Consider the following 12,704-nt stretch of genomic DNA (forward strand, 5'->3'; position numbering starts at 1 on the left):
AAAATGACGGAATCTCTGCAAACGACGAAGGATTCCGCCATGAATGACGGCTTCCCGGTCTCTCAGCGCGCCGTCAGCAGGAAATTGAGCACTTTTCGCCAGTCCGTCATCCGGATGGGCGTGCCGTGAGTGCCGGTTTCGAAAAGCGTGAAGCGGGCTGGATAACCGCCCGCCTGAACCCGCCCGAAGATCGCCTCCTGCTGCTTTGCCGGATAGACGCTGTCGGCGCTGCCATGGGCGAAATAGACCGGCAGGCGAAGTTTTGCGGCCGCCGTCGCCGAATAGTCGACATCCGGAGGACCGCCGAGCAGCACCATTCCCTTGAGATGCCRCACCGCCTCAGCATCACGGCTGATGCCGGAGCAGATCATGCCGCCCATCGAGGCGCAAGCAAGGATCACCGGCCGCCCCCCTGATTGCTCGAAGGAATAGCGCACGAGCGCCGCGATATCCTTCACGCCCTTGTCGTCGAAGGAGGTGACGCTCGGCGAGTAATAGGTGCCGCCATTGCCGGCGGTCAGGTTCTTCAGCCGGTTGAAATTGCCGCCGAAGGAATAGTCGTTGACGCCGAGGCGCCGGTCGCCGCCCCGCCCATGGATGAAGATCACCGTGAAGGCGGCGCCCTTTTCCTGTCCCACTCTGGTGACATCGATGCGCCGGCCGCCGAGATCGAGCGTCTCGTCCTGCTGCTCGCGCCTCACCGCGGTCGAGACATAGGCACTCTTCACCCGGCGCTCCGGCACCTGGTCGCGCCCGTTGATATCGCGCATTTCCTGGTAGTCGATCACCTCGTATGCGCCGCCATCCCTGCTTTCCAGCACGGTCTGGCGCGAGAAGAGCTCGTCCTTGAATGGCCTGATCGGCCCCTGCTGCGCACTGGCGGGAATTCCCGCCAATGCCGCAAGCCCGACGAAAATCGCGCCTCGGATGAAATGAACTGTGGACATGGCGCCTTCTCACCGCTTGTTCGAGGCTTGGCTGCTTGCCATTACCGATACACGGCCGCATTGGTCACGGAAAACCGTTTCCCTGCGGCATCGCGAAAAAGCCGGGTTTCTGGCACAATCGCAGGTGATTCGAAACAGCATGAGATGGGTATGGCCTCTTCCTCCGCACCCCGACAGGTAGTATCGACGCAGCCGATGGATGACAATAACGACCTTTTTGCGGAACTTCCCGTAGCCGCTGCAAAGCCCGTTGACCTTGAGCCGACGCCTTCGGCGCGCGCGTCGGAGCCCGCTTCGCCGCGCCCTGCCCCGGCAGGCACGGGCGACGATTACGGCGCTTCCTCCATCCGCGTGCTCGAAGGCCTCGAGCCCGTCCGCATGCGGCCCGGCATGTATATCGGCGGCACGGACGAAAAGGCGCTCCACCACCTGTTTGCCGAAGTCATCGACAATTCGATGGACGAGGCGGTCGCCGGCCATGCGGATTTCATCGAGGTCCATCTCGATGCCGAAGGCTATCTCACGGTGACCGACAACGGCCGCGGCATTCCCGTCGAAAACCATCCGCAGGTGCCCGGCAAGTCCACTCTCGAAGTCATCATGACCAAGCTGCATGCCGGCGGCAAGTTCGACGGCAAGGCCTATGAGACCTCGGGCGGCCTGCACGGCGTCGGCGTCTCGGTGGTCAACGCGCTTTCCGATTTCCTGGAGGTCGAGGTCGCCCGTAACCGCAAGCTCTACCGCCAGCGCTTTTCCCGTGGCACCCCCCAGGGCGGCCTGGAGCATCTCGGCGACGTGCAGAACCGCCGTGGCACGAAGGTGCGCTTCCACCCCGATCCGCAGATTTTCGGCGATCATGCGAAATTCGATGCCGGCCGCATCTTCCGCATGGCCCGCTCCAAGGCCTATCTCTTCGGCGGCGTCGAAATCCGCTGGAGCTGCGACCCCGGCCAGGTGCCCGCGGGCGGCGAAATTCCTGAAAAAGCCGTCTTCCATTTCCCTGGCGGACTGAAAGATTATCTCTCCGCGACGCTCGGCAAGGAATTCACCGTCACGCGCGAGATCTTTGCCGGCCGCACGGAAAAGACCGGCGGCCATGGCGCGCTTGAATGGGCGATCACCTGGTATGGCGGCGATCCGCAGATCCATTCCTACTGCAACACCATCCCGACTCCCGAGGGCGGCACCCATGAGGCCGGACTGCGCATTGCGCTCACCAAGGGCCTGAAGAACTATGCCGAGCTGACGCAGAACAAGCGGGCCAAGGAAATCACCACTGACGACGTGATGATCTCGGCCGTCGGCATGCTCTCCGTCTTCATCCGCGAGCCGGAATTCGTCGGCCAGACCAAGGACAAGCTCGCGACCGTCGAGGCACAGCGCATCGTCGAGAACGCGCTTCGCGATCCTTTCGACCATTATCTCGCCGGCAATCCGGCGGAGGCCGCGAAGCTTCTCGACTGGGTGATCGAACGCGCCGAAGAGCGCCTGCGTCGCCGCAAGGAGAAGGAAGTCAACCGCAAGACGGCGGTGCGCAAGCTCCGCCTTCCCGGCAAGCTTGCCGATTGCTCGCAGAACACGGCGGAAGGTGCCGAACTCTTCATCGTCGAGGGTGACTCGGCAGGCGGTTCGGCCAAGCAGGGCCGCAACCGCGCCAATCAGGCCATCCTGCCCTTGCGCGGCAAGATCCTTAACGTCGGCAGCGCCAGCCGCGAAAAGCTCTCGGCCAACCAGCAGATCGCCGATCTCATCCAGGCGCTCGGCTGCGGCACGCGTTCGAAATACCGCGAGGAGGATCTTCGCTACGAGCGCGTCATCATCATGACCGATGCCGACGTCGACGGCGCGCACATCGCCTCGCTGCTCATCACCTTCTTCTACCAGGAGATGCCGGAACTGATCCGCGGCAACCACCTCTACCTCGCCGTGCCGCCGCTCTATGTCCTGCGCCAGGGCGGCAAAACCGTCTATGCCCGCGACGATGCTCACCGGGCCGAACTGATGGAGACCGTCTTCAAGGGCAAGAAGGTCGAAATCGGCCGTTTCAAGGGTCTCGGCGAGATGATGGCGTCGCAGCTGAAGGAAACCACGATGGATCCCGAAAAGCGCACGCTGCTGCGCGTCGAGATCGACGATGTGGATTTCGAAGGCACCCGCGAGGCTGTCGACAATCTCATGGGCACGAAGGCCGAGGCCCGTTTCCGCTTCATCCAGGAACGCGCCGCCTTCGCGGAAAATCTCGATATTTGACCGGCTCAGAAAAGCGCAAGCCGTGTCGGACCGGGCGCGCGAAAGTGTCCGGTCCGCTTTTGTTCATATTTCTATCGCATCTACCGGCTACGCCCTATAAGTAAGCTTCATTTTAAACCCATTGGGGCTACACTTGTACGATTGACCTCGGCAGCCCACATGCCAGCGGTCACAGGGAGCAGGAACGAACCGTGAGCGTAGTTGACGATAAGAAGCAGCCGAAGGGGCCTCGCTGGCTCGGGCCGGTGGCTCCGAGCAGGATTGCCCTCATTCCGCCTATTTCGGCGGCGCGCTGGCTCCTTGTACTGGTCGTCATCGCCGGTATCTATTTCTTCCACGGCTTCGTCGTGCCGGTTCTGGCGGCCCTCGTCATCGGTTTTGCAAGCTGGCCGCTCTATCGCGAGCTGCTGCGCCGCATAGGCGGAAACACCACGGTTGGGGCGTCGCTCGCCATCCTCTTCATCCTGACCTTTCTGATCGTGCCGATCGGGATCGCGGTCTCCTACGCCATCGGCGAACTCCGCGAATGGATCGGCTGGGCGGTGGAGGCCAACCGCGTCGGCGCGCCGCCGCCGGAATGGATGCTTGCGCTCCCCTGGGCCGGCGCATGGCTCGGCGAACAATGGCGCCACTATATCGGCACTCCGGGCGCGTTCGGGGAACTGATACAGCTCGTCAGCGGCGCCAATATCGGCAATATCTACCGTGCCGTGGTGGCAGCGGGCGGTGGCGCATTCCATCTGCTCCTCAGCCTGCTTTTCATGCTGATCGCGCTTTTCTTCGTCTATCGCGACGGCGCGGCCTTCACGCGCCAGATCGATCTTCTCGGCGAGCGCATCCTCCCGAACCGCTGGGAGCGCATGTCCCGCGTCGTGCCCGCCACCATCAGCTCCACCGTTACCGGCATGACACTGATCGCCATCGGCGAAGGTATCGTGCTCGGCATCGCCTACTGGATCGCCGGCGTCCCCTCGCCCGTCACCCTTGGCGTGTTGACCGGCATCATGGCTCTCATCCCCGGCGGAGCGCCGCTCTCCTTCACGCTGGTGTCGATCTATCTCGTCGCAAGCGGCTCCTATTTCGCCGGCATTGCGCTTTTCGTCTGGGGCACGGTGGAGCTTTTCATCGTCGACAAGACGGTGCGGCCGAGGCTCGTGGGCGGACCGATCAAGCTGCCCTTCCTGCCGACCTTCTTCGGCCTCGTCGGCGGCGTGAAGACCATGGGTTTCCTCGGCCTTTTCATCGGCCCGGTCCTGATGGCGCTCATCGTGTCCATCTGGCGCGAATGGATACGCGAGATAAAGCTTGCCGATACAGGCGAGATAGAATCGGCCGATCTTGCCACGGGTTCCGAAGCGCCTTCCTCTCCCCCGGCCGATATGCCGGTTATCAGGAAAGTCTCCTCTCCATGAAGAGGCTGAGCGGATCGGGCTTGTAAGCGCCGAAAGGCTCGATCTCCACGAAACCGTAGCGGCGATAGAGGCCGATCGCCTCCGGCTGGTGGATACCCGTCTCCAGCCGGATCGCCGAAAGCGAAAGCGCCCTGCCACGCTCGATGAGGGCATCCATCAGCAGCTTGCCGATCTTCAATCCGCGCGCTTCCGGGTCCACGAACATCCGCTTGATCTCCGCGGTGCCGTCCCCTGCCTCGACCAGCGCGCAACACCCGACGATCGAGCCGTCCTTCCGCGCCACCAGGAAGGAAACCGTAGGCTTCTCCAGCGTCGACACATCCACCAGATGATTGCTCTCCGCCGGATAGAGCGAGGCGGCATAGGCGTCCGAGAGTTCCAGCAGCCGCAAAATTTCGGATTGGCGAGGCGGTTCGATGGCGATCGTGACGGTCATTGCATGCCCTTGGCTGAACGAATTGAGCCCAGCGTTACAGGAAGAACAGCCATCCGGAAAGGCGCCTTTCTCGGGTCATGATTCGTCTCCACAAAAGGCCTGAGAGAATCGAGGACGGAACATGAACGCCGCCATCATCGTGATGACCATCCTGGGCTGCGACGACACCGGAGTGGATTGCCACTACATCGCGACAGCCGAACAGAAGTGGCCGACGATCGAGCTGTGCGACTCCGTCGCCGAAAAACATCTCGTCACTTACGCCAATGCTCCTTATCCGGTCATCATCGCGGTTTGCCAGAAACCGGAGGATACCGAAATCGCCACGGCGCTTCCCGAGACGGCGAAAACGCCGGAAGAGCCGGTCAAGGTAACGCCGCAAGGCGAAAGCAGCCTGGCTGCTCGTGCCATCCAGCGGGTTCGCAACGTCCTGCCCACGACGGAGGGCGTGCGCACGCTGATGCACAAGCCCGTACGGCTGATCGAGGGCAGCTATTCCTGGGTAGCCCGCAAGTTCGAGCGATAGTAGAGACCGCTAATCTATTTAAAACAGTAGCTTGCCTTTAAGTTCTCAAGCAGCCAGGTAAGCGTCGTCCGCATAGGAACGAGCGGTCGATCGCATCTCGGCCCTTTGCAGCTTCTCCACCATGTCGAGAAGCTCCGAAACGGGAGAGGCCGGCATTCCCGGCCGTCGAAATCTCTCCAACAGCAGTGCCGAAACGCTTCCCGGCGTTTCCGCGGCTTCTTCCTGCCGACGAAGGAAGACCGCATCCACGAAGACGACGGCGATGTCCCTGCCCAACCCCGCCGATTCGAGAAGCGCCCTCACCGCGTGCATTCGGCCAGTCGCGAGAATGGCCCGCACCCGCCGGTCCTCAAGGCCCGATAGATTGGCGATGGCGCCGGCGAAGAAATCGATCTTTCCGGCACAGAGCGCATGGATCAGAAAGGCTGGAGTTAGGCGGCCGGCACCCCGCAAATGCTCCACGAGGTCCGGAATTTCCTCATGCGGAACGCCCCCGGCGATCACTACTGCCGCCGCATTGCCCGCTTCACGGCCCACATGCTCGATCCGCTTGGCAGCCATTGTGGCGCGCACCAGACTCGAGCCGCTCAAGGCGGCAGTTACGTGGTGAACCAGCAGGTGGCGGACATCCGCCGGCAAGTCCCTGTCCAGCAGCAGGCGTCGGATATCGGCGCTTTGGCCGAAGCGTTCGGCAATCCGCCTCAGCGTCGGCCGGCCGATCACAGCGCTTTCGTTCTCCAGGAGGATCGTTACGTCGTTTTCTTCGCCGATCTCGACGATAGCCGCCGCAGCACCGCGCGAAAGCTGCGGGCGGGCCGCGATAAATCCTCGAATCAACCTGTCGCCTCGGCCTGCGAGAGCGATGAGGTCGGTTTCGGTGATCACCGGCGAACAGGAAATGACGGTGCAGGAAATTTCCGGCTGGTCTTCGGCAAGTGCCAGAATGATGGCGCGCGGCGCTTCGGGCGATCCCGCCAGCGCCTCGGCAAGCGCAAGGCGCACGCGTGGCGAAGGGTCGTCCAGCAGATAGGTCATCGCAAGCGCGGCTGCGTGTTGCTCTTCGCGGCCGAGCGTGGCGCTGAGATAGGCGCGGCCGAGCGCACCGGCGGCTTTCGCCCTCTCGCTTGCCCTTGCCGTTGCGGTCCAGCGAAGAAATGCCTGTACGATCACCATCAGCCTCGGATACCGGAGCCGCGTCGAACCCGACCGGCTGCCGTTAACGCTATCGGCAAATGGTTTATTATTGGTTCACCATACCCGTTAACCGTTACGGAGCCGAAGGACGGACCATCTCGAACACTTCGGCGCCGCCATCGGAAAAATCGAGATAGCCCATGCGCGCGACCGGCCGTATGAGGCCCATGTCCAGCCGGCCGTCGCGGATCACCTCGTCGCGAATGTGGATTCCGAGAACCTGGCCGAACACCATGTGGGAATCGGCATGCCCGCCGTCGATCGTCTTCGGCTGGAGGATCTCCGTAACCTTGCATTCGAGCACCGCATAGGCCTCCGCGACATAGGGAGCATCCACGACCTCCCCCATTTTCGGCGCCAGCCTGGCCAGATCGAATTCATTGACGCCATATTCCACCGCCGCCGACGAGGCGTTCATCTGCTCCGCCAGATGCCGGCTCGCAAGGCTTGCCGTGAAAACTCCGGTCTCTTCCGCATTCTTCAAGCTGTGCTTGCGGCCACTGGAAGAGAACATCACCAGCCGCGGCCGCTCGGAGACGAGATTGAAGAAAGAGTAAGGCGAGAGATTGAAGGAGCCATCCCTGCCCTTGGTACCGATCCAGCCTATCGGCCGCGGCGCGACGATCGCTTTCAGCGGATCGTGCTTCAAGCCGTGAGCGTTGGTGTCGGTGGTGTAGAACATCAGCCCCTGCCCTCGCCAGCATAGGTGACGATTTGGGAGAGTTCCGGACGCGGGCGATCCGGCACCGGGAAATCGCTGGAGCCGATATGGATGAAACCGGCCGCCTTCTCATCCGGAGCAATGCCCAGGAGTTCGAGCGCGCGGGCATCGTAAGCGATCCATTCCGTGCGCCAGTTGGCGACAAAGCCATGGGCCTCGGCGGCCATCAGCATGTTGAGGCATACCGCACCGGCGGAGAGAACCTGTTCCCATTCGGGGATCTTCACATGCGGAGCTGCCTTGCTGACGACGCCGATGACGACCGGCGCCCGCAGGAAACGGGTGCGCTCGGCCTCTTGGGCCGCATCGCTGAGCTCAGGGTCCTTTTCAAGCGCCAAGCGCAGGAACTCCGCGCTGAGTTCCCCCCGCACCGCGCCCCGGTAGACGATGAAGCGCCAGGGAGCCAGCTTTCCATGGTCGGGCACGCGTGACGCCAGGGAAAGAATCGCTTCGATTTCAGCGTCCGAGGGGCCGGGTTCCTTGATCTGTGCAACGGGCGTGGAATGGCGCTGGCGCAGGTAATCGATGAGTTTCAAGTCATTTTGCATGTGGAGAGACTTCATTCGGTACGGGAGATGGCGGGAAGGTCTTGAAATTGCCTTGTCATTGGTCTTCAAGTGACGCATTCGGTATTCAAGAGTCAATCGGTACAGAAATATGACGGGCATTTCCATCGCGGTACGCTGGGCTCTCGCGGGTGCACTCGTGCTCGGTCCGGCATTCGGTGGTCTGGCTCAGGATGCCTTCAAGAGTTTCAAGCAGCTCGACAGCACCGCGAAAATGCCGAAGCTCAACGCGTTCTCCGCAACGCCTGGCAACCCGAATGCCATGGCTTCGCGCGACGTGGCGATGGAAGCAAGGCTGACATCGGACGGCGCGGCCATGCAGGAAGGGCTCTCCTGGCGCGTCTTCAGCCCCATTCCGGGCGAAGACGGCAAGCTTCCGCTGGTAGCGAGCTCCGAGGGCGGCTCGGCCGATTTCCAGCTCCTTCCCGGCAACTATTTCGTCAACGTCGCCTTCGGGCGGGCGGGCGTCACGAAGAAGCTCGCCGTGCCGGCTGAAGGCGATATGGAAAAGCAGGTTCTCGTCCTCGATGCGGGCGGCTTCGTGCTGAATGCGGTTGCCGGCTCCGACGCGCCCATACCGCAGAACAAGCTCAGCTTTTCCGTCTATTCGTCGGAAGTGCGGGAAGATGGCGAGCGCGGCCTCGTCATGTCCGACGTGAAGCCGAACACCATCGTCCGGCTCAACGCCGGCACCTATCACGTGGTTTCCGAATATGGCGACATCAACGCCGTCGTGCGCGCCGATATCCAGGTGGAGGCCGGCAAGCTTACCCAGGCGGTGCTGCAGCATAAGGCGGCGGAAATCACCTTGAAGCTCGTCTCCCAGCCCGGCGGCGAGGCTATCGCCGATACAGCCTGGTCCGTCCTCACCGGTTCGGGCGACGTCGTCAGCGAAAGCGTCAGCGCCTTCTCCACAATGGTGCTTGCGGAGGGCGAATATACCGCCGTCGCCCGCAACAAGGACAAGATCTACCAGCGCGAATTCACGGTGAAGTCCGGCGAGAACAAGGATATCGAGGTGCTGATGCGCTACGATCCGCAGTTGGCGGGCGTCAAGGACGGCCAACAGGTATCCCAGGAATAACGGTCCCGGTTAGGGAAACCGCAATAGCAAAAAAAGCGCCTGTTCCCAGGCGCTTTTTTTCATTCGACATCATCATGGACGGCGGCACCTGCGTTACAGCTGCCGCCGGCTGTCGATCAGGCAGCGGCCGCCTTGCGCGCTTCGGCGCGACGGCGAAGATCCGGAGGGGTCGCCTCCTCCGCCAGCGATGCGATCGCCTCGTCCAGCTTCATCGAGGTCTGCGCCTGGGAACCGAGGCGGCGAATGTTGACCGAGCGCTGCTCGGCTTCCTGCCTGCCGCAGACGATGATGACCGGCACCTTGCTGACCGAGTGCTCTCGGATCTTGTAGTTGATCTTCTCGTTGCGGAAATCGGTCTCGACGATCATTCCCGCTTCGCGAAGGGCTTCCGCCACCTCGCGGCCGTAATCGTCCGCATCCGAGGTGATCGTTGCGACGACAACCTGCACCGGTGCGATCCAGAGCGGCATGTGGCCCGCATAGTTCTCGATCAGAATGCCGAGGAAGCGCTCCATGGAGCCGCAAATGGCGCGATGGATCATCACCGGCTGCTGCTTCTCGGAGTTCTGGTCGATATAGAATGCGCCGAAGCGTTCCGGCAGGTTGAAATCCACCTGCGTCGTGCCGCACTGCCATTCACGGCCAAGCGCGTCCTTCAGCGTATACTCGAACTTCGGGCCATAGAATGCGCCCTCGCCTGGCAGGATGCCGGTCTTGATATCGTTCGACTGCCTCTGGATGGTGTTCAGCACGTCCGTCATCACGCTTTCAGCGCGATCCCAGAGTTCGTCCGAACCGACGCGCTTTTCCGGCCGCGTGGAGAGCTTGATGGTGATCTCCTCGAAGCCGAAGTCCTTGTAGACCGAAAGGATCAGCTCGTTGATCCTCAGGCATTCGGCGGCCATCTGCTCGTCCGTGCAGAAGACATGCGCGTCGTCCTGTGTGAAGCCGCGAACGCGCATCAAACCATGCAGGGCGCCCGAGGGCTCATAGCGGTGCACGAGACCGAATTCCGCAAGACGAATGGGCAGCTCCCGGTAGGACTTCAGACCATGCTTGAAGATCTGGACGTGTCCGGGGCAGTTCATCGGCTTCAGGGCGAAGACGCGGTCGTCCGCTTCCGGATCGTCCGGATTGGTCAGCGCATAGGCCGACTTCACCGCGAACATGTTCTCCTGGTACCAGCCCCAGTGACCTGAAGTTTCCCAGAGCGAGGTATCCAGCACTTGCGGCGCGTTGACTTCCTCATACGTGCCGCCAAGCCGGCGGCGCATGTAGGAAACCAGCGTCTGGAACATCCGCCAGCCCTTGCCGTGCCAGAAGACGACGCCCGGCCCCTCTTCCTGGAAATGGTAGAGGTCCATTTCCCGGCCGAGCTTGCGGTGGTCGCGCTTTTCCGCCTCCGCCAGTACATGCAGATACTGGTCGAGTTCTTCCTGCGTGGCCCAGGCCGTGCCGTAGATGCGGGTCAGCATGGGATTGTTCGAGTCGCCGCGCCAATAGGCGCCGGCCACCTTCATCAGCTTGAAGGCGGTACCGACCTGCCCCGTGGAGGCCATATGAGGCCCACGGCAGAGGTCGAACCAGTCGCCCTGATAGTAGATCTTGACGTCCTGGTCCTCGGGGATCGCGTCGACCAGCTCGACCTTGTAGGTCTCGCCCTTGTCCTTGAAGACCTGACGCGCCTTGTTGCGCGGCCAGACTTCCTTGGTGAACGGCTGGTTACGCGCGATGATCTCCTTCATCTTCGCCTCGATCTTCGGCAGATCTTCCGGCGTGAAGGGCGTATCGCGGGCGAAATCGTAATAGAATCCGTTCTCGATGACCGGGCCGATGGTGACCTGGGTCGAGGGCCAGAGTTCCTGCACGGCCTCGGCCATCACATGCGCGGCATCGTGGCGGATCAATTCCAGCGCGCGCGGATCGGTGCGGGTGATGATTTCGATACGGCCGTCGGTGATCGGATCGGCAAGATCGCGCAGCGTGCCGTCGATCGCAACGGCGACAGCCTTCTTGACCAGCGACTTGGAAATGGATTCGGCGACGTCACGGCCGGTCGTGCCCGCGTCGAATGCGCGGACCGAGCCATCGGGAAATGTAAGGGAAACGGATTGGGACATGTATTTCTCCTGTCCAGTCCCGCCAACGAATGCGGGTGGTGTTGGCACGAACGCGCCTTCGCCTTCGCGGGAGCGCAGGCGAGGCTGATAAAGATTTTTCGCGGCCTAGTAAAGGCGAACGGCCGTCTAGCGCAGCATTTCGGCAATGCCGTTGACGGTATTGGCGTTGCGGAACGTCCCGATGCCGAGTTTCTTCGTGGTCATGACGGAAAGAAGCCGGCTCTCGCTCGGCTTGCCGCCGAAATCGACCCAGAGATCGCCATCGACGATCGCGATTGTCTCCCGATCCCGGTATTTCTCCAGCAGTCCGACAGCGCTCCCGTCGAGCGGCGCCCGCATCACCCGGAGGCAGACATCCGCGCCATTCCCGTTCGGGAATGGGTTTTTCGCCGCGAGCTTCAACCAGTCGTCACTGGATCGCACGATAAAGTCCACATGCCTGCCGAAGCGCTGCTCGAATGCCTCCTCCAGCACCCGTTCGATATCACCGGCCGGAGACTCCTCCGCCTCGAAGACCAGATTGCCGGTGGATACCAGCGTCCGGCAGTTCCTGAAACCAAGCCCCTCCGCCATCGCGCGAAGATCGGCCATGATGACCCGCCTGCCGCCGCCGAGCACGATGCTGTGGAGCAGCGCCACATAGATCATCGGCTCAGGCCCGCCAGAAGTCGGCGGCTTCCGCCGGCAGTTTTGCCAGAACCCGCTCGAAAGCGGCTTCGCCTACATGACGCCGAAGGACCGACGCGACGACGGAAATGGAATCGTCCGGCGAGACATTGTGATTGCCGCGAAACGCCTTCACCTCTCTCGTCAGAACCGCCCGATCCTCGAACGGCCGCAAGGGTTGATCGACATCCCAGTTGGAAACGAAGAGTGCCCTGAGCACAGGCGGCAACACATCGGCGAAGGCAAGCGCATCGCGGATCGAAAGCCGGCTACGAAAAATCGTGAACACGGCGTCGATCATCGTATAGGTCTGATTGGTCGTCTGAAGCATGGCGCCGTCCCTGACCTCGATCAGGAAAGCATCGAAATCACGCGAGGCCTGCCTGTACTCCATAGGAACCGTCATGCTTCAGCCTTTCCTGCTCGAAACGCCCCAATAGCGCCACGGCGCCCACCAGCGTTGGTGAGTGGCGAAAGCTTCCGGAACCGGATCGAGGCCGGAGGTACCGCCCGGACCGCATCGCGCAACGCGGAAAAGCGTCAGCCAGCCGCCCGTCCATAGCCCGTGCCGGGCGATCGCCTCGTAGCCGTATTCCGAGCAGGTCGGGATATGCCGGCAGGAATTGCCGATAAAACCGGATAAAGTGAGCTGGTAGAACCGGATCAGCCCGACACCCATCAGACGGCCCGGCGTCTTGCGGAAAGGCCCGGCCCAGTTTCGGCCCTTCGAGATTTTCGTCTTCGATTGGGGATGATGGCAATCGGGCGCGCTACACATCAGG

At 62.1% G+C, this 12,704-nt stretch carries 13 protein-coding genes; 4 read left to right on the forward strand and 9 right to left on the reverse strand.

Going from position 1 to position 12,704, the window contains the following annotated elements:
- Positions 1-62 precede the first annotated feature (62 nt).
- On the reverse strand, positions 63-947 hold the full coding sequence (locus LCM4573_RS10925; RefSeq protein ID WP_071006321.1) for an alpha/beta hydrolase: 885 nt from the start codon (positions 945-947) through the stop codon (positions 63-65).
- Positions 948-1,142: 195 nt separating this feature from the next.
- Here LCM4573_RS10925 and parE point away from each other — a divergent pair, with 195 nt between their 5' ends.
- Together parE and LCM4573_RS10935 are read left to right on the forward strand one after the other, a co-directional pair.
- Positions 1,143-3,197: a DNA topoisomerase IV subunit B gene (gene parE / locus LCM4573_RS10930; RefSeq protein ID WP_071006591.1), complete on the forward strand. Its 2,055-nt coding sequence runs from the start codon at positions 1,143-1,145 to the stop codon at positions 3,195-3,197.
- A gap of 191 nt (positions 3,198-3,388) precedes the next feature.
- On the forward strand, positions 3,389-4,609 hold the full coding sequence (locus tag LCM4573_RS10935) for an AI-2E family transporter (protein ID WP_071006322.1): 1,221 nt from the start codon (positions 3,389-3,391) through the stop codon (positions 4,607-4,609).
- Here LCM4573_RS10935 and LCM4573_RS10940 read toward each other — a convergent pair.
- Positions 4,587-5,045 (reverse strand): GNAT family N-acetyltransferase, encoded by a 459-nt coding sequence (locus LCM4573_RS10940; RefSeq protein ID WP_071006323.1) that lies wholly within the window; start codon positions 5,043-5,045, stop codon positions 4,587-4,589. The genes LCM4573_RS10935 and LCM4573_RS10940 overlap by 23 nt on opposite strands.
- A gap of 121 nt (positions 5,046-5,166) precedes the next feature.
- Here LCM4573_RS10940 and LCM4573_RS10945 point away from each other — a divergent pair, with 121 nt between their 5' ends.
- Positions 5,167-5,571, forward strand: a complete 405-nt coding sequence (locus LCM4573_RS10945) for a hypothetical protein (protein ID WP_071006324.1) — start codon at positions 5,167-5,169, stop codon at positions 5,569-5,571.
- Between the two features lie 45 nt (positions 5,572-5,616).
- Here the strand turns inward: LCM4573_RS10945 and LCM4573_RS10950 are convergent, their stop codons facing one another.
- The 3 genes from LCM4573_RS10950 to LCM4573_RS10960 form a co-directional block, all read right to left on the reverse strand.
- Positions 5,617-6,744 (reverse strand): DUF2336 domain-containing protein, encoded by a 1,128-nt coding sequence (locus LCM4573_RS10950; RefSeq protein WP_071006325.1) that lies wholly within the window; start codon positions 6,742-6,744, stop codon positions 5,617-5,619.
- 94 nt (positions 6,745-6,838) lie between these two features.
- Positions 6,839-7,447 carry a flavin reductase family protein gene (locus LCM4573_RS10955; RefSeq protein ID WP_071006326.1) on the reverse strand — a complete coding sequence of 203 codons (609 nt, stop codon included), beginning with the start codon at positions 7,445-7,447 and terminating at the stop codon, positions 6,839-6,841.
- Positions 7,447-8,034: a nitroreductase gene (locus LCM4573_RS10960; protein ID WP_071006327.1), complete on the reverse strand. Its 588-nt coding sequence runs from the start codon at positions 8,032-8,034 to the stop codon at positions 7,447-7,449. The genes LCM4573_RS10955 and LCM4573_RS10960 overlap by 1 nt, the downstream gene beginning before the upstream one ends.
- A gap of 109 nt (positions 8,035-8,143) precedes the next feature.
- On the opposite strand from LCM4573_RS10960, the gene LCM4573_RS10965 reads away from it, so the two are divergent.
- Positions 8,144-9,136 (forward strand): hypothetical protein, encoded by a 993-nt coding sequence (locus LCM4573_RS10965; protein WP_071006328.1) that lies wholly within the window; start codon positions 8,144-8,146, stop codon positions 9,134-9,136.
- Positions 9,137-9,252: 116 nt separating this feature from the next.
- Here LCM4573_RS10965 and thrS read toward each other — a convergent pair whose 3' ends face one another.
- The 4 genes from thrS to yidD form a co-directional block, all read right to left on the reverse strand.
- Positions 9,253-11,256 carry a threonine--tRNA ligase gene (thrS, locus tag LCM4573_RS10970; protein ID WP_071006329.1) on the reverse strand — a complete coding sequence of 668 codons (2,004 nt, stop codon included), beginning with the start codon at positions 11,254-11,256 and terminating at the stop codon, positions 9,253-9,255.
- Between the two features lie 126 nt (positions 11,257-11,382).
- Positions 11,383-11,904, reverse strand: coding sequence for a DUF1697 domain-containing protein (locus tag LCM4573_RS10975; RefSeq protein WP_071006330.1), 522 nt, complete (start codon positions 11,902-11,904; stop codon positions 11,383-11,385).
- Positions 11,905-11,908: 4 nt separating this feature from the next.
- Positions 11,909-12,328, reverse strand: a complete 420-nt coding sequence (locus LCM4573_RS10980; protein ID WP_071006331.1) for a DUF2267 domain-containing protein — start codon at positions 12,326-12,328, stop codon at positions 11,909-11,911.
- Between the two features lie 3 nt (positions 12,329-12,331).
- On the reverse strand, positions 12,332-12,700 hold the full coding sequence (yidD, locus tag LCM4573_RS10985) for a membrane protein insertion efficiency factor YidD (protein ID WP_071006332.1): 369 nt from the start codon (positions 12,698-12,700) through the stop codon (positions 12,332-12,334).
- Between the last annotated feature and the right edge of the window lie 4 nt (positions 12,701-12,704).

The organism is Rhizobium sp. LCM 4573, from assembly GCF_001854865.1.
Lineage (GTDB): Bacteria > Pseudomonadota > Alphaproteobacteria > Rhizobiales > Rhizobiaceae > Neorhizobium.

Coding starts and splice junctions, on each gene's coding strand:
- LCM4573_RS10940 (WP_071006323.1), bottom strand. CDS start 5,045: ATGACCGTCACGATCGCCATCGAACCGCCTCGCCAATCCGAAATTTTG.
- LCM4573_RS10965 (WP_071006328.1), top strand. CDS start 8,144: ATGACGGGCATTTCCATCGCGGTACGCTGGGCTCTCGCGGGTGCACTC.
- LCM4573_RS10980 (WP_071006331.1), bottom strand. CDS start 12,328: ATGACGGTTCCTATGGAGTACAGGCAGGCCTCGCGTGATTTCGATGCT.
- LCM4573_RS10950 (WP_071006325.1), bottom strand. CDS start 6,744: ATGGTGATCGTACAGGCATTTCTTCGCTGGACCGCAACGGCAAGGGCA.
- LCM4573_RS10955 (WP_071006326.1), bottom strand. CDS start 7,447: ATGTTCTACACCACCGACACCAACGCTCACGGCTTGAAGCACGATCCG.
- LCM4573_RS10945 (WP_071006324.1), top strand. CDS start 5,167: ATGAACGCCGCCATCATCGTGATGACCATCCTGGGCTGCGACGACACC.
- yidD (WP_071006332.1), bottom strand. CDS start 12,700: ATGTGTAGCGCGCCCGATTGCCATCATCCCCAATCGAAGACGAAAATC.
- parE (WP_071006591.1), top strand. CDS start 1,143: ATGGATGACAATAACGACCTTTTTGCGGAACTTCCCGTAGCCGCTGCA.
- LCM4573_RS10975 (WP_071006330.1), bottom strand. CDS start 11,904: ATGATCTATGTGGCGCTGCTCCACAGCATCGTGCTCGGCGGCGGCAGG.
- thrS (WP_071006329.1), bottom strand. CDS start 11,256: ATGTCCCAATCCGTTTCCCTTACATTTCCCGATGGCTCGGTCCGCGCA.
- LCM4573_RS10960 (WP_071006327.1), bottom strand. CDS start 8,034: ATGCAAAATGACTTGAAACTCATCGATTACCTGCGCCAGCGCCATTCC.